This is a genomic window from Chryseobacterium sp. UNC8MFCol (assembly GCF_000482305.1).
GTDB classification, from domain to species: domain Bacteria; phylum Bacteroidota; class Bacteroidia; order Flavobacteriales; family Weeksellaceae; genus Chryseobacterium; species Chryseobacterium indologenes.
Genome location: NZ_KI535291.1, coordinates 373,945 through 395,674, shown reverse-complemented (window position 1 = coordinate 395,674; position 21,730 = coordinate 373,945). Strand labels below are relative to the sequence as shown.

Genomic DNA, 21,730 nt, shown 5'->3' with positions numbered 1-21,730 from the left:
TGCGATCCGGACGGGACTCGAACCCGCGACCTCCGCCGTGACAGGGCGGCATTCTAACCAGCTGAACTACCGGATCAATTTTTTTAAAAGTAATTGAAAAAACTTTTTGCGATCCGGACGGGACTTGTTCTTATTTGAAAAACTCCCTATCCATAAGCTTTATATCGTTCTCTTATTTTTAGGTCACCGAATAGGTCACTTTTTTAAATAAGTTTAAGATTGTTTGTTTTTACTGGTGCAAATATATGTCTTTTTTTAGTTTTTCCAAATAAAAGACCATTTTTGATCACTAATTTTTACTAAAACACAGACTTTCAAAGACAAAAAATTCCTCTCCATATTTTTCACTCTTAAAATAATAATCATGATAACAAAATTGTCAATTATATATTTGAATAAACGACATTAAAAAACTACGAAATTACTTTTGTGCTAATCTGGTTTATATTTGATAAATTGTAAAATTTTAATAAAGTAAATTCAATGCAAATTATCTCCTAATGATAACGTACTATGTCATAAAAATCAACAATTGATGTTTTATTTACTCCATTTTAAGTTTTGTGCATACTTTGTATGTGGTCCAATTTCATGTGGAAAAGATTTCGAACCGGTCTCATGACCTAATGTTTGAATAACTTCATCCGTAACCCAGATGTAATTTTCAGATGTTTTATTCTTTAAATCTTTAAGTAATGGCATTTGCTCATCATTAATTACTAAATCAAAAACTTCATAAATAAAAAGACCTTTACCTCCCATATCCAAATCAATTATAGGTGATTGAATTTTTTTCTTAAATCTATAGTCGATGTATCTAAAAGGCCGCCAGGTTAAAATTTCTGTTGCAATTAATTCTTCACAAAATTCTCTCCAAGGCGAAATCTCACGATCCTCCTTTGAATCAAACCATTTAAGAAATTCAATTAGATTTTTACCTTTTACATGAACACGCAGATCATTTTTTGCAATTCCCTTTTCAGTTTCAAATTTTCTATCAGGTCTAACATCTAATTCTTCGAATTTTCTTTCACAGCCAGGTAATGTTTTATAACAACCACCCACAGGCTGAAAATATTTTCTTGTTCTGCTTTTAACAAGCAAGTATTCATTTTCAACTTTTATTCTATACAGATATGAAATAGAAACACGAACATCAGTATTTTTTAACAAAACCTTTGACTGGAAATAAAACCCAAGTCTATTGTAGTTTTCATATACAAAAGTTACAATGAAGGTAAGTAATGTGATATATCCCGTAGTGGAATATTTAGATTCTGTCCAGTTTCCTTTTTCGATGTATCCTCCAACGATTAGAATAACAGACAGAATTATTTGTAGAAAGATAGGTCCTTTTTTCATACAATTTTAGGGCTTGGATTAAGTTTTTTAATTGTCTCGGCGACAGTTTCAAAATCTAAAGCTTTATCCGGGAAACATTTTGCAACAGCTTCTGGCAATATTCTTAATCTTATATCTGAAAAAGAAAAAGAAAGTCCATTGTTCGATTCCTCTCCTGACAGGTTAGCCAATTCCTCTAACTGCTTATCTGTAATTTCAACACCAGCGAGAGAGGTTTTAAAAAGAAGCACTCTTTCCTCAAAGGTGGGACGCTCAAATTCTAAAATAATTGCCGCCCTTCTCACAATAGCTTCATCAAGAAAATGCAATCTGTTTGTCGACATAAACAATATTGCTCGCCCATTTAGTTCACGAATTTCATCAATTTTTTGAATTAATGTATTTACAGCTGCTTTTTCTTCCTGATGCATTTGCATGGTAGATCTTGTCGAAGCAATTGCATCAGCTTCGTCAATTAGTAAAAATGCTATTCGTTTCTTACCTGCTTGAGTTTTTAGTTCAGCAAATGCATCATTTACTAAATTCCCCATTTGACCATGAAGACCTTCTCCTCTAACTCTTGTACTCAGTTTTAGAAAAAAACCTTCCTTTTTTAATTCCCTAAGCATTCTGTCCGCAATGGCCTCGGCAGAAACAGTTTTGCCTGTTCCTGCGTCACCTGCCAATATAATTAATGGATATTTTTCTTTCAGTTGTGAAATTACTGGAAGTTCTGTTTTATGAAATTTTTTGCTCCACTCAACAAGACCTTCTTGATCCAGCAAGAGCTTTAAGTTCGAAAGTATCCTATTATATTTGTTTTCAAAACCAATTAAGTGTTTAGCTCTTTCGGCAATTTCTCTACTAGGAAGTTCTGTTATATTATCAAAAATTGTACTCATATTTATTTAAAATTCTTTTTTTGTAATTCATATCCATTACTTGCATACAACTGTGCATCTGACTGTTGCAGATGCGGAAAATTAGTATTAATATCTGTACTACCCCAACTGAGTTTTAATTCCTTTTGAAAATTTGTTTTCTCTTCAGAAGTTAGGTTCCTCCATTTCTGAGTATGAGATAATATAATTGATAGTGAAGTGTTATCAGTATCTGGCCAATCATTATTTTTCCCAGCGCGTTCGCTGTCGGTTGCATCACCTAAATCATTTACAATAAATTTAGCTGCTTTCACTGGCAAACCCGTATTGGTATTGATCAAGGTTATGCTTACTGATTGTAAATAATATTTTTCTGCATATTTGAGCACATCATGGAAAACCTTATCTACGTATTCCATTGTCCACTTATTAGTGCGTCTGGCAATTGTTCTGATATCTGCCTCACAGCTTTCAAATGTTTTTCTTATATCAAGGACCGTATAAGTATTTGTTTTTGTATTTGTTCCGTACATAGTTTAATTTATTTAATGTTAAAGGTTGGACCGAAAACACTTTTCCATTCTTGTATAGTATCTCCTTCATTATTTCTTGCTTGAGCAAAGTTCAAAGTATCAAATGCCTCTTCAGCCTCTTCAATAATTTCGGCCCATCTTGGTTTGGTCATTCTCTTTGCAACATTATTTTCTTTATTAGTATTGTCAGCAACATAGATTGCTGAATCGTACTGTGTCGGAACACTACGAATGGAATCTTGAAAAATAATTTCTGGAAATTCAGTAGAACTTACAAATTCAAAAAAACGAATGATTCCTTCTTCGATATTTGTTTGGATTCCTTTATTTATGTCAAGATAGGCAACAATCAATTCAATCGTAAAAGAAGATAATCCTGGTTCATTATCAGAAGGTTTTAATTCTTTGTAATTTCTCCACCATTTTATAGCTCTTACAATTGAAGTGTAAGCAGAATTTTCTTGTCTTCTGTTAAGTGAAAAACTTAACTGCTTGGAAATACTGGTAATATACTTTTTACCATTTCCATGTCTGCTGGGTTGCCATACATAATCCTTTGGTGTGCTTAATGGGACTACAGGAACAATATCAACGCTTAGTCCGGAACCTGAAAAATAAATGGTTACCGACTTTGTGTTTCCAGCAGCATCCACATCTTTAGAAATGTCTTTTTGTGGATAAATTTCTTCCAAATATTCTACAATAAAATCAAAAAGCTTCCCAATGTCATTATGAATATCTTCATCACCAGTAACAAAAAGTACAAGATCAATATCTATGGGATGGTCTCCCGTAGGTTTCAAAATCGTATGTTTTTTCCACGAACCAGCGAGAAGATATTTCTCAACCTTTAATCCATGTCTGTCATCTTCAGCAATTTTTTTGTCTAATTTTTCTTTCAGGTTGTTTACCTGATCTCTATACTTGCCCATGTTTTCAGGCTGCAGTTTGATTTTACTAATAAAAAACTGTAAATCTTTGTCTGATAATTTCATTTTTTTTGTTTATTAAATTTATTACATCAAACTTTTCTCCTACAATAGCAGTAATGACAAACTGTCATAAAAGTCTGATTTTAATATAAATAGAGCCAAATGTAATTTTATTTTTCAAAAATATATTACGGAAATCCGTAAGCATATTATAATCTTTTAAAGAACCTCAAAAAACTACTAGCTCTTTCTCATTTATATAATGATATTAAAAATTGGTAAACTCCAAGTATCATTTTTAGGATACCTGGAGTTTAAATGGAGTTACTTTTCCTTGGTAACTCCTTTGAAGGGAGTGTTACTAGAAGTTTTTACATCCATAAATCTACCTGTAGCAGTATCGCGTTTCACCCAAGAATCTGTTTGTGGATTGTAGGTTTGTGAACGCCCTTTAACTGCTCCATTTCTGTGACCGTCTCCAGTCGGTTTGTTAGTTGCCATAATTAGTAAGCATTTTTTCCTTTAACATTCTAGGCCATAAAGGAATTGACCATTGAACAAACTTCAATCATATACTAATTCCATTAGAAAGATTTTTTTAACTTTGAAGTATATGAGCCTATCCACTCATATACTAATTCCATTAGTAATGCATTTTGGTATATAGATGAATGTAGAACAAAAAAAAACCGATGAAATAGTTTTTGAGACATTACCCAGTGATGAGCTTATAGATTATATTTCTTTTAAAGAAGAATATCCTGAAGAAGCTGCTGCAGCGTTTACCGAGTTTTGTAGTAGGTTTGAAAGAGATATTTTGCAAAAAGCAGAAATATATTGTAATAAATTTAATTACAGTGAGGTTGTTGCACTTGAAATAGCAACTTGTGCTTTTGCCCGCGTTTGGAAATATCACTCTTTTAATAAAAGTAAAGCCAAGTATCCGGATGATATTGATCGGTCGATTTTGTTATGGCTTTATCCAATAGTATATACTCAATTGGTAAAATATGGAGATTTAAATACCTGTGCGGAACCTGATGAAGACGATTTATCAATTGTAGAGAATATTGATGATCTAATTTCGTTAACAGTAGGAGACGATGATATACAAAAGAAAAGAGAGCTGAAAATTAGATTAGAAATCATTGAGAGAGCTATGCTTGGTCTATCTGAAAAACATAAGATTGTGTATCTTACATATAAAGCTTACGAAAATACCGGAAAAAAAAATATACCAAGGTCAGTGGGTAAAAAATTGAGAGACAGATTGAATTTAGTTCAAAATTCAATTCAGGTTTATAAAAAAGAAGCTAATGATCACATTAATAACTATCTAAAAGCTTTCAATGGGAATAGATAAAAAATATATAGGAAAGGTTACAGAGACTAACCTTGATGATTGGTTACATTCAACAGGTTTTTTATTTCCTCAGAATAAAACTCAGATAGAGAGGTTTAATAAACTTTATGAAGATTATGATTTTAAGTTGAAAAACACAGGTATTAATGTCAAATCAATTATTGATGGTTCTTTTTGCGTTGAAAAAGAATCAAAAATTATATCAATTGACACAAACTTAAGTCATGAAATAGAAAGTTTGAAAATGGTCGCCAGAAAAGGGCAAAGCAATATTTCTCAAAGCGTCTTTGACAAAATGAAACAGAATCAGAAAAAGAAGAAAGGTGATTGATAGCAGTTCCTTATCAAAAATTAAAAAGCTTGCTGGATCCATTAGTGGAAATTTCAATACTGAAAAAATAATTCCATTACATCTTATTGCAGAATCTGAGGACATTGAGGTATTTTATGATCATTATGACAAAGGGACTTTTGATGGAATGACTGTTTATGATGATAATGAATTTTATATTCATATTAATATAGATAATCATAATAGGTTTAATTCTCCGCGTTCTAGATTTACACTAGCCCACGAACTTGGGCACTATTTTATAGACACACATCGCGTTGGACTCAAACTGGGAATTTTAGAACCTCATCCCTCGAAAATTGACAGGGTTCAATTCGATAAAATTGAAAGAGAAGCAGATTATTTTGCGGCTTGTCTCTTAATGCCAGAAGAATCTTTTCAACGAAATTTATGGAAGAGAAAAAAATTTAGTTTTAAAGTGATTGATGAGTTAAGCAAGGAATATAATGTGAGTAAAACTTCATGTGCACTCAGATTTGCAGAAATAGGAAATCATCCTATCAAAATAGTTTATGCTGAGAATGGATTTGTGAAATGGCAAAAAAACAGTCAGGGCTTCCCTTTCTGGAACTTACTTAATGATAAAAAAGTTCCTGAAGGTTTAGCTATGGCTGATTATTTTAAAAATGTAAAAACTTCAATTGAAAATCCAGAAGAAATTTTTGCTATTGATTGCTTTGAAAATGTAAAATCCGAAGACTCCAGAAGAATTTTCTATGAACATTGTATAGTGTATGAAAATTGTGCACTAAGTATTATTTGGGAAGATTAAATATTCCTTAAATTGAAAAATCTAATCTAAATATGCTTTATACATTATGGTAAATATTCAAAATTTTAATCTAAAGTAAATTGAGTGACCTATATATTTGGAAGTAAAATATTATATTTTAATAAAAATCAACTCAATCATTTTTATAGAATTAAACTGGATAGAGTATAATAATATTTGGCGACTACATCCAAGTATATAACAACCTTATTTCAATTATCTAACGATGCTGTGTAAAAACTTCCCTTTCCCTTTTGATTTTAATGGTTTTATATATGATTAGAAAAATAAAAAGGAAAATAGGTATTTTGATATCTTAACAAGAGAAAAAATAATTAAAATATCTGATTTACTATGAGCGAAATGTCCGATTTTAAAAAGAATTATTTTAAGCATCTTGAAGAAGAAGTCACAGCAATATTAAAGGAAAATCAAAATATTGTATCTGTATTTATCAACTTTGCACAATCAAAGAATATTAATTTGATTGAACAGGAATTGAAATATGCTCAAATGTCAGGAATAACAGTTAACTCAAAAGATTTATTTTTAAAACTTAACGAGGATATTCTGTAGTGTATAAAACGAGAAATGGATATTTTACCTCTCTTAGTAGTACAACACTCCAAATCAATAGTTGATAATCGTGAATTCATTACAGATTACTATAAAATTATCAAGATATGCAATCCTTAAAATCAGATTTCATCTCCTTTTAAGGACTTTTTGTTTTAAAGGCAGATAGGTTGCTTCTTTTCGTAAAATATAGTTAATAAACAAATACAGATATGAATACATATCTGTATTTGTTTGAAAAGAATCAAGATGAATCGTGTATACTTCTTTAAACCTCTGATAGGGTTGTTGAATTTATAATTTTAATAATTAAGAGATAAGCCAACACCAAATCCCATATCACTATCATAATGGGTACGTATACCCACATTTTTATTAATGATATATCTGAGTTCAGTCATATATTCCATATCGGTGTTGACCATAAACCCTGCTCTCAATCGTTTTGTAATAGGAATATCTTCTCGCATTAAAGAAAGGCGTACAATACCATCATGATATACTTCTGCCTGGAAATTTACTAACATTGGCAATGTGTACATAAAACCTAAGCTAATTGCCCTACGTGTATCTTTTTCATTTCTCTGTCCGAATAAATTGGTTTCGTGTTCATCTATTCCCATTTTTCGGTAACGCCAATCAAAACCGATGAAGGGCATAAACCATTGCATCTTTCCGATGTATCTTCCCAAATGAGTTTCTACTTCGTAGCCGTGCATATCGTTGTAGCCTAAACGCCACTCTGTACCCAAACTCCATCTCGCATTTTGAAACATTGCATCCCCATCGTTACCATTGGTTGCAAAATCGTTCTGTGCCATAAAGTGCGACATATTGCTCTCTCTTTGCAATTTATTGTAGGCTTGCTTTTTATTGGGTAAATATGGATTTTGGTAGTCATCAACTGCAAAAACCCTGTTCATACCAGACATCATATGATAGAGGATATGACAATGAAAAAACCAATCTCCTTCCTCGTTCGCTAAAAACTCAATGGTATCGGTTTCCATTGGCATTATATCCAACACATTCTTCAATGGTGATTTTTCTCCTTTACCATTGATTACTCTGAAATCAAAGCCGTGCAAATGCATTGGATGGCGCATCATTGAGTTATTGTAAATGGTAATGCGCAAAATTTCCCCTTTCTTTACAGGTATTTTATCGGTTTCAGAAAGTATTTTATTATCCATACTCCACACGTAGCGGTTCATATTTCCGGTAAGGGTAAACTTTAATTCTTTTACAGGTGCGTCTTTAGGAAGTGTGGTATTGTATGGGGATTGTAACATAGCATAATTCAATGTTTTGATATCGCCTAAAGCATTTGCATTGTAACGATTGGGGTCATTATCCATATTCATATTGTGCTGACTGTGGTCTTGCTTTTGCTTAGCATCTCCAGTAATTTCAGGATACATTACCACATTCATGTCCATTTGGTTCAGGCTCATTTTCATTCCCATATCATCTAAATCACCATTCATTTTCATCATATCGTTCATCATTTTCATTCCTTCAAAATATTTCAATTTTGGAAGTGGAGAAATAAGTTGCTTGATACCATTACCTACAAAATAACTTGCAGATTGTGTTCTGTCTTCGGTAGTTGCTAAAAATTCGTAAGAAACACCATCTTCAGGAATGGTTACTACAATATCGTAAGTTTCGGAAACTGCAATGATTAACCTATCAACTTCTACAGGTTCTACATCATTACCATCATTGGCTACTACAGTAATTTTACCGCCTGCATATCGTAACCAAAAATAGGATGAAGCTCCACCGTTTGACACTCTTAATCTTACTTTATCTCCCGCTTTTAGTGTTTTGCCATCAACTGATTTTAAATCTGTGGTATGATTGCCGTTGATTAATATTTTGTCATAATATACATCGCTTACATCCATCGCCAACATTCGTTTCCATTCGTTTTTAATCTTTGTTTTAAAGTAACCTTCCTTGATGGCTTCTGCATAAGATTGGGTAGCATTTTTTTTGATGGCTGCCCAATCATTCGCATTATGCAACATTCTGTTAATGTTATCAGGGTTAAGGTTTGTCCATTCGCTTAAAATGATGGGTACGGTTGGTAAATCATCAATTCCTTTTCTAAATGTTCTATCGTTATCGCGCTTTTTCATTACAAAGCTGCCATACATTCCAATCTGCTCCTGCAATCCTGAGTGGGAATGGTACCAGTGCGTACCATGCTGGATAATCGGAAAACGGTAGGTGTAGGTTGTGCCCGGTGCGATGGGTTTTTGTGTAAGCCAGGGCACACCGTCTTCTTTATTGGGCAGGAACACACCATGCCAGTGAAGTGATGTGCTTTCTTTCAATTGGTTGTGCACCACTATTTCGGCAGTGTCGCCCTCGGTAAAGGTAAGGGTGGGCATGGGGATTTGCCCGTTTACGGCAATCGCCCGCTTTTGCTTACCTGCATAGTTGACAAGGGTATCTTTTACATACAGGTCGTAATGCACTACTTTCTGTGCAAACAACGTTTGGGTGCAAAGCAGTATCAGCACTGTTTGCAGTATTCTTATGGGTATTTTTTTATATCTGTTCATTCGTTGAAAAATTTTATTTAATGCTGTCTTCCATTGTGCCAAACCACGCCATCAAAACCTGCTTATCCTCCGGTGATAATACTGCATTGCGATGGATGAGTGTGTATGACGACAAAGGCATTTCCCCGTCCTTGACCTGCCCCGCCATAGCCCTGAACTTGTTACGCTGCCTGCGGGCAGAATATTCGCCAAATTCGCTAAAGTTGAGTTCCTCTTTCCCCTTTTTTATATGCTCTGCCATGTACCATGCTCCGGGCTGGATACGACTGTACCACGGATAGCGGGTATTGTTGCTATGGCAGTCGTAGCAGGACTGGGCAAGGATAGTCTTTACATTTTGGGGTACGGTGTACACCCTTTCAATATGGGTGGCTGGCACTACATCTGATTGGTTACGTAACGGCTGGATAAACTGGATACAGATTGAAATAATTATCAATATCCCAACAGCTATATTGAACGGTTTTAGTTTTCTTAATTTATTATTCATTTGAATTAGTTTTACATACTGCTCATGTCGTGTCCTGCCATCGGGTCTGCTCCATTCCTAAAAATGTATTCGCTGTTTAAAAGATAAGCACCTGAAACAACTACAATATCTCCATCTACTAATCCTGAAACGATTTCTATTCTGTTATCTATTTCCGTTCCCGTTTTTACCATTCTACTTTTAAATGTCTTTTCTCCTGTTTGTACCCATACGGTTTCACTTTTACCATTTCTTATTACAGCATCTACCGGCATGGTTATGCCTTTAGTCTTCGGCGTTTCAAGAAAAACATATACAGGCATTCCGGGCTTCAAATCTTTATTTGGATTAGGTACTGTAATTCGTATCAAATTAATTCTTGAAGACGGATTAAGCTCGGGGTTGCTAAAGTCTATTTTGCCAGTAATAACTTTGTTATTCAGGTCAGGAATTTGTACTGTTGCTGTTTTTGTTTGGTTGATAAGTGACATTTGGGAGGAATAAGCCTGTGCTTCTGCCCAAATTGTAGATAGGTCAGCCAAGTCTACTATCGTGCCGCCTTCTGCCACATAACCGCCCTCTACAACCTGCAAACTTGTGATGTAACCCGAAGCCGTACTATAAAATGTAGTTGTTGCCGAAATTTTGCCAGCACTTTGTAAAGCCCTAACCTGATTATCCGTCATACCCCACAATAACAATTTGTTCTTTGAACTTTGTATAAGCTGGTCAAAATCTATTGAATTAATATTTCCAAAAGTTTTCTTCTTTTCCAGTGCCAGTAAATATTCCTGTTTTGCATTGTTCAGTTCTTCACTATATATTTCCATTAACGGGGAACCTTTGGTTACAAAGTCACCAACGTTTTTATAATGCAGTTTTTCTACCCGTCCCATAACTCTGGAGCTTACGGATTGCATATTGTACTGATTGAAATTTAATACACCTGTAAGTATTACTCTATCCCCCAAAAGACCATCTTTTAAGGTGTCTGTTTTTATGTTGCCCAACTTAATCTGTTCGCTATTCAGTTGAATGGTATTGGGGTCTGCTTGTTTGCTTTTCTCAACCCGAACAAGCTCCATGTGACATATAGGACAGTGACCGGGTTTGTCTGATACAACCTGTGGGTGCATGGAACAGGTATAGTAACTACCATCATTATTACCTGCATGGTCATGTTTATTGTCTTTACAAGACAACAAAACCGACATAAGGAGGGCAATTGTTATGACTAAATAATATTTCATATTCTAATTATTTTTTGTTCTTACAAAACTTTCACTATCCATAAGGTACTGTGCGTTTCCTGCAATCTCTTCCACGGGTAACAGCCCCTGCAATACTTCTATATATCCGTTCGCTTCATTACCTGTTTCAATTTTATTCACGATAAACCCTCTATCTACTTTTTTCAAAATGACTTTGGTTAATCCAAGGGAAATGACAGCTTCTTTAGGTATCCAATTGCCGGAAATTCCAGCCGTTGATATTTCAGATTTAACCTGACTTCCGATTGGTAACTGCATACGGTTATTATCAAAATAGACACGCACGGATAACGTTTTACTTCCGGGTCTGAAAAATGGTTCTATAAACCCAATAGTTCCTATAAATTTCTTCTCCGGAGCTACTTCCGGTATAATACTTACTGTTTGACCTGTCTTTACAAGCGGTACATCCTCGGGGAAAATATTTAACAACACCCACGATTTTCCCGGGTTAAATACATTAAAAATAGTTTGTCCTTTTTGAACATACATACCTTCTTTCAGGCTAAGTTCAGAAGATGTTTCAGATATTTCTCCCATCGAATTTGAGGGTGATGTACTACTGCCCATTGACCCGGCTGTGCCGGTTTCGTGAATATGTCCGGCATAGTTACTGTAAACAGATACGGATAAATCAGGCTTTCCTTTTTGGATGATACTCTGCAATTGGTTTTCGCTCATTCCAAGTAATAGCAATTTTTGCTTAGCCGCATTTATCATCATATTGTTCGTAGCATCATTTTTTAATAGAAACAATAAATTCACTTGCGCTTCCATCAGTTCGGGGCTATAAATATCCATCACTTTCTGCCCCTTTGCTATTTTTTGGAATTTATAACGTATATAAAGCTTTTCAATCCTGCCGGATATTCTGGCGGATATATTTCCCGTTTGTCGGGTATCATAAGCAATATTTCCAAGAGCCTGTACGGTTATGTCTTTATGCTCTGACTGCATCCTAATAGTAGGAATGTCTGATATAACAAATTCATTAGTCGGCTTAAGCAGTGTATTCAACTCAATACTTTCCGTTTCATTTGTATTTACTGTTTTTTGCACCAATTCCATTCCGCACTTGGGGCATTTACCGGGCTTGTTGCTGGTAACTTCGGGGTGCATGGGGCAGGTATATGTCGGGCTATTTTTAGCAGTGTGACTGTTGTCGGGATGACTGGTCTTGTCTGTATTGTTGTTACAACTATACAGTACAAGAATAATCATCAAAAAACAAATTATATATTTCATTTTCTTTCAATTAAACGGTCTATTGTTATTTGCATCTCAAATGCTTTTGATAAAATATCGAGGTATTCCAGTTGTGTCATGTTCAGTTTTTCCCATGCATCATACAGCATAAATAATTCCTCGGTATTTTGCTCGTAACCGAGCTGCATTGTTTTGAAATTATTTTTCAAAGCCGGAATGATGTCATCCCTATAAAGACTAAGCTGATTTTTTTTGAGGTCGAACTCATTTCTCATGCCATATGCCATACCACTGTATTCATTTATCATCATGTTTTTTTGAGAACTAAGGGCATCTGCTTTCCACTTCAAACTTGCAATATTAGCTTTGCTCATCTTTGAAGCCCAATTGACAAAAGGCAGTTTTACCATTGCCATTGCTGTGTATTGCATGGGCTGTCCTCCAAAGCCATACATATTTTCAAATCGAACACCAAATTCAGGTTTCAGGCTTTGTCGCTCTGTTTCCTGTTTCAGAGTTGTTAACCGTATCTGCTGGTCTAATGATTTCAGGTCACTCCGGTTTTTGTTGAACAGTGCAGTATCAAATACCATATCCGAATAATCGTTGAATGAAAATATTGTATCAATTTCAAAAGGAGCCATAGGGTTTCGCCCCATAAGGGTATTTAATCTGATGCGTTTTTCCTTGATATCATTTTCATACATAATCTGCATATTATGGGTGCTTCCGAGCGCTGCTTTAGCTTTATAATATGCACCTATTTTACCTACTCCGTTCTTATACCGTATTTCTGCATTCTTAATCATGAAGTTGAGCATCTTTTCGTTTTCGGCAACTACATCCAGTCGTTTCAGTAACACAATCCATTCGGAGTATAAGAGTTTGGCATCCTGTATAATTTCATTTATGCCCGCTCCTTTATTTTCTTTTTCTACGGATGACATTGCGTTCATATATGCTTCTTCAGCATCCAACTTTTTCTTATTGGGTATCATCTGTTCTATCGACAGCATAGCCGAACCCATTCCTTTCATCTCACCATCTCTTTTCCAAAGGTTCACGTTGTAAGGTGTCATAAACTGTCCAACACCAATTGTTGGCGGCATCCAGCTTCGTGCGCCTTTTGCTGCTTCATCCATAGAACGAATTTCATTGTCGTACATCTTCACAATGGGATGATTGGTTTGTATGCTGTCTATAACATTTTGGAGGCTTATAACCTGTGCATTTATATTGGTAAAAAGACATACTATAAATGCTGTAAAAATTATCTTTTTCATTTCTGATTTTTTGATTTTAATGTGCTGCATCTAATACGTCAATCTTTCCGAATTTTTTCAGCTCATATTCTTTTTGCATCAGGAAGATAATTGGTGTAACCAGCAGAATATGGATTGCTGAAGTAAATACGCCTCCAACCATCGGCAATACGATTGGTTTCATCATATCACTGCCTACGCCGGTACTCCATAATATGGGAACCAGCCCGAACAGGGTTACACACACGGTCATTATTTTTGGACGTAAGCGTTTTGCCGCACCGTGTATTACGTATTCTCTAAGGTCTTCGTTTGTAATGGTTTCACGACTATTTCCTTTTAATAGCACCAATTGTTGCATGGCATCATTGAGGTAGATGACCATAACAATTCCTGTTTCGACAGCAAGGCCAAACAGGGCAATAAATCCAACAGCTACAGCTACAGAAAGGTTTACACCCCATAGACTAATCATAAATACTCCTCCAATCAGAGCGAATGGAATACTGATGAGATTGAAGAAAGCCTCTCTCATAGAATGAAAAGCAAAATACATAGACAGAAATATGATAACTAATACAATGGGCATAATCCATTTCAGTGTTTGTTCGCCCCTTATAAGGTTTTCATATTGTCCACTCCACTCTAAAAAATATCCCTGAGGCATTTTAAGCATCATATTATTCAGCTTGGCTTTAGCTTCTTCTACTGTGCTGCCAAGGTCTCTTTCCCTAACGTTGAACAGAACTGTACCTCTTAACATTGCATTTTCAGAGTTAATCATTGGAGCCCCCTCTGATAGCTTAACTTCTGCAACACTTCCTAATGGAATAGAGCCAAAATCCATTGTTTGAACGGGCAGGCGTTTAAGTGCTTCAATATTATTTCTGAAATCCTGTCCGTAACGGGCATTTACAGAGAAGCGCTGCCTTCCCTCAATGGTAGTGGTCAATTTCATACCGCCCAACGCGCTTTCAACCAAATTGTTTACATCGTCTATGCTTATATTGTATCGGGCAATTTCATCTCGGTTTATAACAATATCAACATATTTACCTCCCGTTATTGGTTCTACATACATATCTTTAATACCTGCCACGCCATCAAGCTCCGTTTTAATTTTTTGCGATAATGAATAGATGCTATCGAGATTTTGACCATAAACTTTTATGCCGACATCGGTACGGATGCCGGTTGATAACATATTGATGCGGTTTATAATGGGCATTGTCCAACCATTTGTTACTCCGGGCATTTGAAGTTTCGCATTTAGTTCATTAATGATGTCATTCTTTTTTATTCCGTCCCGCCATTCATTTTGTGGTTTTAACAAAATGATAGTTTCAATCATACTGATTGGAGAATTATCTGTAGCAGTATTCGCCCTGCCAGCTTTACCTAAAACGTGCGCTACTTCCGGTACAGATTTAATAATCTTATCCTGAACCTGCAATATTCGTTTGGCTTCTGAATTAGAAACATCGGGTAATGTAACGGGCATAAATAACAATGAACCCTCATCGAGTGGTGGCATAAATTCCCTCCCAAGATTTAATATCATTGGAATACTTATAATAAGTGCAGCGATGTTGATACCCAATACGGTTTTTCGCCATTTTACACACCATTTTATAACAGGCTCATACAGCTTTTCCAAGCCCCGGTTTATTGGGTTTGAATGCTCACTTTTAAACTTGCCTTTCATAAAGAAAGAAATCAGCACCGGCGCAAGCGTAAGTACCAATAAAGCATCCACGACCAATATAAACGTTTTGGTATAAGCAAGCGGATGGAAAAGTTTGCCTTCCTGCCCTGTGAGTAGGAATACAGGTAAAAATGAAGTTATAATGATAATCGTTGAAAAAAATACGCCTCTTGAAACCTGCTTGCATGATTTCTCAATGATACTAAGTCGTACTTCCTCTGGAATTTTTTCGTAGCCAACATTTTTATTGGCTTTCTTTTTAAACCATTTTATTTTCATGATGGGTCGGATGTTTTTTGTTTACGCTCATTTTGCCAAACGGAAAGATTTCTATAAGAGTTCTCTGACATTATAATTCCGTTATCTACAATTACCCCGATTGCCAGCGCAATTCCGGTAAGGGACATAATATTGGATGATAACCCAAAAGCGTTCAATATGATAAAACTGATGGCAACGGTAACTGGAATTTGAATAATGATACTTAATGCACTCCGCCAGTGGAACAGGAAAAGAATTACAATAAAGGCGACTGCAATAATTTCCTCTGCGAGCTTATGTTTGATATTTTCGATAGCTGCTTCGATTAATGTACTTCTGTCATAAGAAGTTTTTAATGTTACGCCAGCCGGTAAACCTTTTTCAACATCTTTGATTTTTTCTTTAACGGCTTTTATCACTTGGTCTGCATTTTCGCCATAGCGCATTACTACAATTCCTCCCACAACTTCTCCTTCTCCATTTTGGTCAAATATACCCAGCCGCAAATCTCCGCCCATTTGTACGCTTCCGATGTCTTTTACTCTTACCGGAATGCCATTATAGTTGCCTACTGCAATTTTTTCAATATCAGCAGTATTCTTTATATACCCCAAACCTCGTATAATGTAAGCCATATCTGCCATTTCAAATTTGCGACCACCAACATCATTGTTGTTTGCTTTTACTTTATTCATTACATCCATAAGGGAGATATTGTAATACTGGAGCTTTACGGGGTCAACGACTAACTGATATTGTTTTTCATATCCTCCAAAGGAGGCTACTTCTGCAACACCTGGTACAGTTTGCAGTGCTAACTTGATATACCAATCCTGCAATGCGCGCTGCTCTCCAAGTTCCATCTGCGGTGCATCCAAATGATACCAGTATATATGACCAACGCCTGTCCCATCAGGACCAAGCGTTGGTACAACCTCCTGTGGCAATAGCCTTTGAGCATAATTAAGTCTTTCCATGACTCGTGTACGAGCCCAATAAACATCAACATCGTCATCGAAGATGATATACACGAAACTCATTCCGAACATTGATGTGCCTCTTACGTTCTTTACTTTGGGTATTCCCTGTAAGTTGCTTACTAAAGGGTAGGTTACTTGGTCTTCGATAGTCTGTGGACTGCGTCCCATCCATTCAGTGAAAACTATTACTTGGTTTTCACTTAGGTCAGGAATTGCATCTATCGGATTTTTCTTAACTGCTGAAATGCCCCAAACAAGTAAACCGGCTGCTATAAGCAGCACGATATACCTGTTTTTCAAGGACAGTTCTATTATTTTTTGTACCATGATTTATTTTTCATTTTAATACTGCTTTTTTACAGAACCACAGCTAATCATTTTTGAACCGTAGTAAGGATTTTTGATTTCCTTTGTTTCGCTTAACCAAACAGCACCCTTACCTTCATTGAACATTGGGCAATGGTCTTGATACAATGTTTGTGATGTACCGAACAAATCAATCAGGTCTTTCAAATCTTCGCCAAGTGAGGCTAAATGTTCCCGCTGGTGGTGGATATTACCAACATTTTCGCCAATATGTTCTGCATGCTCTTTTGCATCGTCTGCTATGTCCATGTACTTTTTGTGTTTATCGGCAGGAATGGATTTCATATCCATTTTGTTCAACGTAGCTAACAGTTTTTTCCCTGCACTGGCGGCAGCTTTGTCATCGTCCGAAACAAGAGCATTCTTTAATGATAGATAATCGGTAACTATAGGTGCAATAGAAAAGTTTTTAGCTTCTGCATCCTGACCGCTCGGTGTACCGCTAACGTCGGGGGTAGTTGCAGTGTCATCCCCTTTTAAGTGGGAAGCAGGATGTTCTTGTGATACAACAGTAGTATCTTTTGAAGACTGCTCGTTTTTGTTGGATGCCTGATTGCATGATACTGTTACAAATGCCATGATAACAGCAATGATTGATAATGTTAGATTTTTCATTTTTATTTATTTTTTGATTTTTAAAAAACTTGCGTTAATAGCCACTACAATGGTGCTTACACTCATCAGCACAGCACCCATAGCGGGACTTAAAACAAAATTCGGATAGAGTACGCCTGCCGCAAGCGGTATTGCCACCACGTTGTAGCCAACCGCCCATATCAGGTTCTGTACCATCTTTTTGTAGGTAAGTTTGCCGAAGTCAATCAGTTTGACCACATCCCTCGGGTCGCTGTCTACCAATATGATATCCGCTGTTTCGGCAGCCACGTCCGTACCGGAACCCACGGCAATGCCCACATCTGCCTGTGCCAGTGCAGGTGCATCATTTACACCATCACCAGTCATTGCTACGATTTCGCCTTTTGCCTGAAACTCCTTTACTTTCTCCTGCTTGTTGTGCGGAAGCACATTAGCCAAATACCCGTCCATACCCAATTTTCCGGCTACGGCAGCAGCAATCCTGTCGTTGTCCCCGGTGAGCAGAAAGGACTTGATGCCCATTTTTTTGAGTTCCTCAATCGCCTGTGCCGACCCCTCACGGATGCTGTCTGCCAAAGTAATGAGGCCGATTACCCGGTCATCAATGAGGACAAAGTTGACCGTTTCTGCTTCCTGATTGATTTCGTTTGGAATTTCAGGCAGGGAAAGGTGGTTTTCGGTGAAATAATTCGGGCCGCCAGCTACGACATTTTTCCCGTTCACAACACCTTTAACACCTATGCCCTGCATATAGCTGAAGTTTTCAGACTTCCATAAGGCAAGGCTCTTTTCTTTCAATGTAGCCATAATGCCTTTGGCGATATGGTGTTCCGAATTTTGCTGTACTGCGGCAGCATACTGGATAACCTCATCGGCATTATATTCGTCTGTTAACGGTATAACCTTTTCTACGGCATGGGAACCTTTGGTGAGCGTTCCGGTCTTATCAAAAATGACAGTGGAAAGTTTTCGGGTGGTTTCAAATGCTGTGCGGTTGCGGATGAGCAGACCATTGGTCGCCGATAGCGTTGTGGAAATGGCGACCACCAACGGGATAGCCACGCCCAATGCGTGCGGGCAGGCCGTTACCATTACCGTTACCATTCTTTCAAGCGCAAAGGCAATATCTCCACTGCTTGCATACCAATAGGCAAATGTGCCTATGCCAACGGCAATGGCAATAAAGGTGAGCCATTTGGCAACTTTGTCCGCAAGGTTTTGCGTATTGGACTTAGTAGCTTGTGCCTCCTGCACAAGATTGATAACCCTGTTCAGGTAGCTGTCTTTTCCAACGGCTGTTACCTTAACTTTCAGCGCACCATCGCCATTGATAGAGCCTGCGATGACCTTTCCGTCCTTTTCCTTTTTCACGGGAATACTTTCTCCGGTAAGCATACTCTCGTTGATATACGAAAGCCCCTCCAGTACCAATCCATCGGCTGGAATTTTTTCTCCCGGTTTTATGATAGCCGTTTCACCGCTTTGCAGGTCTTCGAGCTTTATCTTTACAGCTTCTCCGCCACGTTCCACGGTAACATCGTTGGGCAGCAAAGCCACCAATGACTGTAATGCCCGTGAAGCAGCCATTTGGGAACGCATTTCCAGCCAATGCCCTAACAGCATGATGTCAATTAGGGTTGCCAGTTCCCAAAAGAAGTCCATACCCTGCAAGCCAAATACAACGGCTACGGAATAAACATAGGCTACGGATATGGCAATGGCAACAAGTGTCATCATCCCTATGGCTTTGGCTTTCACCTCGCCAATCATTCCCTTTAGGAACGGTAAGCCTCCATAGCAATAAATCACCGTACCCAATGCCAGCAGCACATATTTATCGCCATTGAAAGCAAGGGAGAAACCCAACCATTGCTGTATCATGTGTGACAGGAGCAGGATAGGGATTGTAATGACAAGGCTTATCCAAAAACGTGTGAGGAAATCGCCTGTATGATGCCCCTCATGTTTATTAAAGTTTTCGTCAGCATGGCCATGTTGAGAATGCCCGGAATGCCCATGTCCTGATGTGTGTTCATGAGAAGCTGACGCACCGCCAACGGGAACCAATGCCATGCCACAGAGCGGGCATTTTCCCGGTTCGTCTTTTAGCACCTGTGGGTGCATAGGACACGTGTATTTTTTCATAATAAGGGGTTTTAAAAGTTATGTTGCACTTAATTTTTTTGCCATCTCATGGGTCATTTCTTCGGCATAAGCACCATAGGCATCCACAAGTACGCCTTTATTCTTACCATCATTGGACGATATGGCATAAATCACGGCATTGTTATCAGGACTGCTGTCGAGGCTTTCAAACCTATGGGTTTCCGTAACCGTAAAATCCTCCGGTTTTAGTTTCAGGCTCCTTGACGCACAGTACAGGCAGTCCGGCAACAGACTAAAGTCCATACTGTATCCACGCTGTCTTAGGTCTTTAAGCGCCTGCACCATGTCATTGTACTGTACCATAGCTTTCAGACCTGTTATTTAATGGTTTCAACGGTACTGCCGCAGGTAAGCATCTGTGAGCCGTAATATGGATTTTTAACCGCATTCTCTTTACTTAGCCAATTGGCTCCCTTACCTCCATTGTACATAGGGCAGTGCTGGTAATAAACGGGGGTGTCCTGTTTAGAAACTTTGGCAAGTGTGTAGATGCTTTCCGAAAGTGCCGCAAAAGCACTTCTTTGTTTTGCAACATCTTTTGATTTTGAAATGCTTTCCGCATTGGCCGTCAAGTCCTGCATCACTTTCATCCAAGCCGTATGTTCCTCTGCCGATAGCTTATTCATATCGACTGCTTTAAGGGATGCAGCCAATTCAGCGGCTTTGGCAGATGCGGTCGCCGCATCGGTTTTTATCAAAGCATCTTTCACTGAAAAGTAGTTGTCAAATACAGCCTTTAGCTGTGATTGGTTTTGGGCTGCATCTTTGTTAGCTGCCATTTGGCTATGGTCGTGATTGCCATGTCCGGCATTCATGTCCATTCCCGCCTCCTTGTTTTTGGCAACCGTCTTCACTGGTCTATCATACTGGCAGCAACCAGCCAGTTTAGCATATACGTCATCCGGCGCACGGAACTTCTCACTGTCATAACCAGCCAAAGCGATACGTTTCAGGATTTCATCCTGATTTGTTTTGTCGCCGTCATAGGTGAGCGTAGCCATCTTGGTATCTTTGTTCCAGTCAACACTGGCTACCTTTTTTACGTTACCTGCTTTTTCGATGGTGGTTTTGCATATACCACAATTGCCGTAAATCTTTACGGTTTCTGTTTTCGCATTCTTGATTTGTGCGAAGCCGTTTATTGATGATAGTAATACGGCGATTACCATCACTATTTTTGATAATGATTTCATAATAATTACATTTTGAGAAACGGGGGATTGATAAACCCATTTCTGTTTTAAATTTTGAATAAATGATACAAATAGGGGATTTGCAAAAGCCGGAACAGCTTCTGACAGGACACACCTATGGCTATCAGGCCATAGTTTTAGCTTATTTTAGGCGGTAGCCAAATGGAGAAAAAGCCCGAAGAATAGTAGGCTTCTTTAAAACCGAATTTGTGCTTTTTAGCCGCTGCTAAGTGATTTTTTGCCTTTAATTCGATTATGGTTGGGACATTTAGGGAAGTGGTTGAAGCACCGCACCTGCAAGAGCTGTGTGAACAACCGCCCCCGCATTTGTCACTTTTGCATTTTTTACAGGATTTGCTCTTGCAACCTTTTTTATGTTCTGATTTTTTGGATTTCTCCTTTGAGCAGGAAGACTGCTCGGTCTTTGTTGAATTTTTGGAACAGGCATAGCTCTGACTTGGCATCATAAAGAAAACCAAACAGAACAATGTCAAAATGCCTATATGTATTCTATAATTTTTCAACGCAACAAAGTTACAAATTAGATTGGTTTTTTATATAGTTTTACGTTTTTTTTGCTATATGGAAAAATAATGCCATATACGCAATAACCTATCGCCTTTTTTCAGAATTGATAAAATGCCCTTTTTCATCAACCCAACCTCATGGAAATTCGGTCGGAAAAAGGGCATTTCAAAAAGTTGCTGGCTTAGGCATCCAAAGGTTCTATTTTGAAGCCTGCCTTTTGCACGGTCGATATTACTTCCTGCTCGGTAATGCCCTCGGACTTCACGGTAAGTACCTTGTCCTTGTTGGCCGTGTCCACTTCCCAATGGCAGATGCCCTCTGCCTTGTCCAAGTGCGGCTTTACAGATGCGATACAACCGCCGCAATTGATGTTCGTCTTGAATTGAAATTGTTTATTTTCCAT

The 21,730-nt window shown here is 37.5% G+C and carries 22 protein-coding genes and 1 tRNA gene; 4 read left to right on the top strand and 19 right to left on the bottom strand.

Translation table 11 applies throughout. The features are described from left to right. Window positions 1-2 precede the first annotated feature (2 nt). The 6 genes from M030_RS0119640 to M030_RS25800 form a co-directional block, all read right to left on the bottom strand. Window positions 3-76, bottom strand: a tRNA-Asp gene (locus M030_RS0119640). A 464-nt stretch (window positions 77-540) separates the two neighbouring features. Next, window positions 541-1,362: an HU-CCDC81 and SPOR domain-containing protein gene (locus M030_RS0119635; RefSeq protein WP_002981076.1), complete on the bottom strand. Its 822-nt coding sequence runs from the start codon at window positions 1,360-1,362 to the stop codon at window positions 541-543. Further along, window positions 1,359-2,243 carry an AAA family ATPase gene (locus tag M030_RS0119630; protein WP_002981077.1) on the bottom strand — a complete coding sequence of 295 codons (885 nt, stop codon included), beginning with the start codon at window positions 2,241-2,243 and terminating at the stop codon, window positions 1,359-1,361. The genes M030_RS0119635 and M030_RS0119630 overlap by 4 nt, the downstream gene beginning before the upstream one ends. A 2-nt stretch (window positions 2,244-2,245) precedes the next feature. Further along, window positions 2,246-2,755, bottom strand: a complete 510-nt coding sequence (locus M030_RS0119625; RefSeq protein ID WP_002981078.1) for a hypothetical protein — start codon at window positions 2,753-2,755, stop codon at window positions 2,246-2,248. Window positions 2,756-2,763: 8 nt separating this feature from the next. Then, window positions 2,764-3,750 (bottom strand): CBASS oligonucleotide cyclase, encoded by a 987-nt coding sequence (locus tag M030_RS0119620; protein ID WP_002981079.1) that lies wholly within the window; start codon window positions 3,748-3,750, stop codon window positions 2,764-2,766. A 261-nt stretch (window positions 3,751-4,011) separates the two neighbouring features. Next, entirely contained in the window at window positions 4,012-4,188 is a 177-nt protein-coding gene (locus M030_RS25800; protein WP_002981080.1) for a hypothetical protein, read from the bottom strand. A gap of 166 nt (window positions 4,189-4,354) precedes the next feature. On the opposite strand from M030_RS25800, the gene M030_RS0119610 reads away from it, so the two are divergent. From M030_RS0119610 to M030_RS0119595, 4 genes are all read left to right on the top strand, one after another. Then, the gene (locus M030_RS0119610; protein ID WP_002981081.1) at window positions 4,355-5,050 is read left to right on the top strand and encodes a hypothetical protein; all 696 of its coding nucleotides are present in this window, start codon (window positions 4,355-4,357) and stop codon (window positions 5,048-5,050) included. Then, entirely contained in the window at window positions 5,037-5,381 is a 345-nt protein-coding gene (locus M030_RS0119605; RefSeq protein WP_002981082.1) for a hypothetical protein, read from the top strand. The genes M030_RS0119610 and M030_RS0119605 overlap by 14 nt, the downstream gene beginning before the upstream one ends. Next, window positions 5,374-6,174 (top strand): ImmA/IrrE family metallo-endopeptidase, encoded by an 801-nt coding sequence (locus tag M030_RS0119600; protein WP_002981083.1) that lies wholly within the window; start codon window positions 5,374-5,376, stop codon window positions 6,172-6,174. Before M030_RS0119605 ends, M030_RS0119600 begins: the two co-directional genes overlap by 8 nt. A gap of 354 nt (window positions 6,175-6,528) precedes the next feature. After that, window positions 6,529-6,750, top strand: coding sequence for a hypothetical protein (locus tag M030_RS0119595; protein WP_027374968.1), 222 nt, complete (start codon window positions 6,529-6,531; stop codon window positions 6,748-6,750). A gap of 302 nt (window positions 6,751-7,052) precedes the next feature. Here M030_RS0119595 and M030_RS0119590 read toward each other — a convergent pair whose 3' ends face one another. From M030_RS0119590 to M030_RS0119530, 13 genes are all read right to left on the bottom strand, one after another. Continuing rightward, window positions 7,053-9,323, bottom strand: coding sequence for a multicopper oxidase family protein (locus M030_RS0119590; protein WP_027374967.1), 2,271 nt, complete (start codon window positions 9,321-9,323; stop codon window positions 7,053-7,055). 13 nt (window positions 9,324-9,336) lie between these two features. Further along, window positions 9,337-9,813, bottom strand: coding sequence for a heme-binding domain-containing protein (locus tag M030_RS0119585; protein WP_002981086.1), 477 nt, complete (start codon window positions 9,811-9,813; stop codon window positions 9,337-9,339). Between the two features lie 11 nt (window positions 9,814-9,824). Beyond that, window positions 9,825-11,042 (bottom strand): efflux RND transporter periplasmic adaptor subunit, encoded by a 1,218-nt coding sequence (locus M030_RS0119580; RefSeq protein ID WP_002981087.1) that lies wholly within the window; start codon window positions 11,040-11,042, stop codon window positions 9,825-9,827. Between the two features lie 3 nt (window positions 11,043-11,045). Further along, window positions 11,046-12,284 carry an efflux RND transporter periplasmic adaptor subunit gene (locus M030_RS0119575; protein ID WP_024566631.1) on the bottom strand — a complete coding sequence of 413 codons (1,239 nt, stop codon included), beginning with the start codon at window positions 12,282-12,284 and terminating at the stop codon, window positions 11,046-11,048. A 20-nt stretch (window positions 12,285-12,304) separates the two neighbouring features. Beyond that, window positions 12,305-13,552, bottom strand: coding sequence for a TolC family protein (locus M030_RS0119570; RefSeq protein ID WP_108721186.1), 1,248 nt, complete (start codon window positions 13,550-13,552; stop codon window positions 12,305-12,307). Between the two features lie 16 nt (window positions 13,553-13,568). Further along, window positions 13,569-15,515, bottom strand: a complete 1,947-nt coding sequence (locus M030_RS26000) for an efflux RND transporter permease subunit (protein WP_027374966.1) — start codon at window positions 15,513-15,515, stop codon at window positions 13,569-13,571. Next, window positions 15,512-16,804: an efflux RND transporter permease subunit gene (locus M030_RS25995; RefSeq protein ID WP_002981091.1), complete on the bottom strand. Its 1,293-nt coding sequence runs from the start codon at window positions 16,802-16,804 to the stop codon at window positions 15,512-15,514. Before M030_RS25995 ends, M030_RS26000 begins: the two co-directional genes overlap by 4 nt. 15 nt (window positions 16,805-16,819) lie before the next feature. Further along, window positions 16,820-17,458 (bottom strand): DUF3347 domain-containing protein, encoded by a 639-nt coding sequence (locus M030_RS0119555; RefSeq protein WP_024566629.1) that lies wholly within the window; start codon window positions 17,456-17,458, stop codon window positions 16,820-16,822. Window positions 17,459-17,464: 6 nt separating this feature from the next. Next, the gene (locus M030_RS0119550) at window positions 17,465-19,585 is read right to left on the bottom strand and encodes a heavy metal translocating P-type ATPase (RefSeq protein ID WP_027374965.1); all 2,121 of its coding nucleotides are present in this window, start codon (window positions 19,583-19,585) and stop codon (window positions 17,465-17,467) included. Window positions 19,586-19,603: 18 nt separating this feature from the next. Further along, the gene (locus tag M030_RS0119545; RefSeq protein WP_002981094.1) at window positions 19,604-19,909 is read right to left on the bottom strand and encodes a hypothetical protein; all 306 of its coding nucleotides are present in this window, start codon (window positions 19,907-19,909) and stop codon (window positions 19,604-19,606) included. 14 nt (window positions 19,910-19,923) lie between these two features. Next, the gene (locus tag M030_RS0119540) at window positions 19,924-20,799 is read right to left on the bottom strand and encodes a DUF3347 domain-containing protein (RefSeq protein WP_027374964.1); all 876 of its coding nucleotides are present in this window, start codon (window positions 20,797-20,799) and stop codon (window positions 19,924-19,926) included. Window positions 20,800-21,067: 268 nt separating this feature from the next. Further along, window positions 21,068-21,247: a hypothetical protein gene (locus M030_RS0119535; RefSeq protein ID WP_027374963.1), complete on the bottom strand. Its 180-nt coding sequence runs from the start codon at window positions 21,245-21,247 to the stop codon at window positions 21,068-21,070. A 261-nt stretch (window positions 21,248-21,508) separates the two neighbouring features. Continuing rightward, window positions 21,509-21,730, bottom strand: a complete 222-nt coding sequence (locus tag M030_RS0119530; protein ID WP_002981097.1) for a heavy-metal-associated domain-containing protein — start codon at window positions 21,728-21,730, stop codon at window positions 21,509-21,511.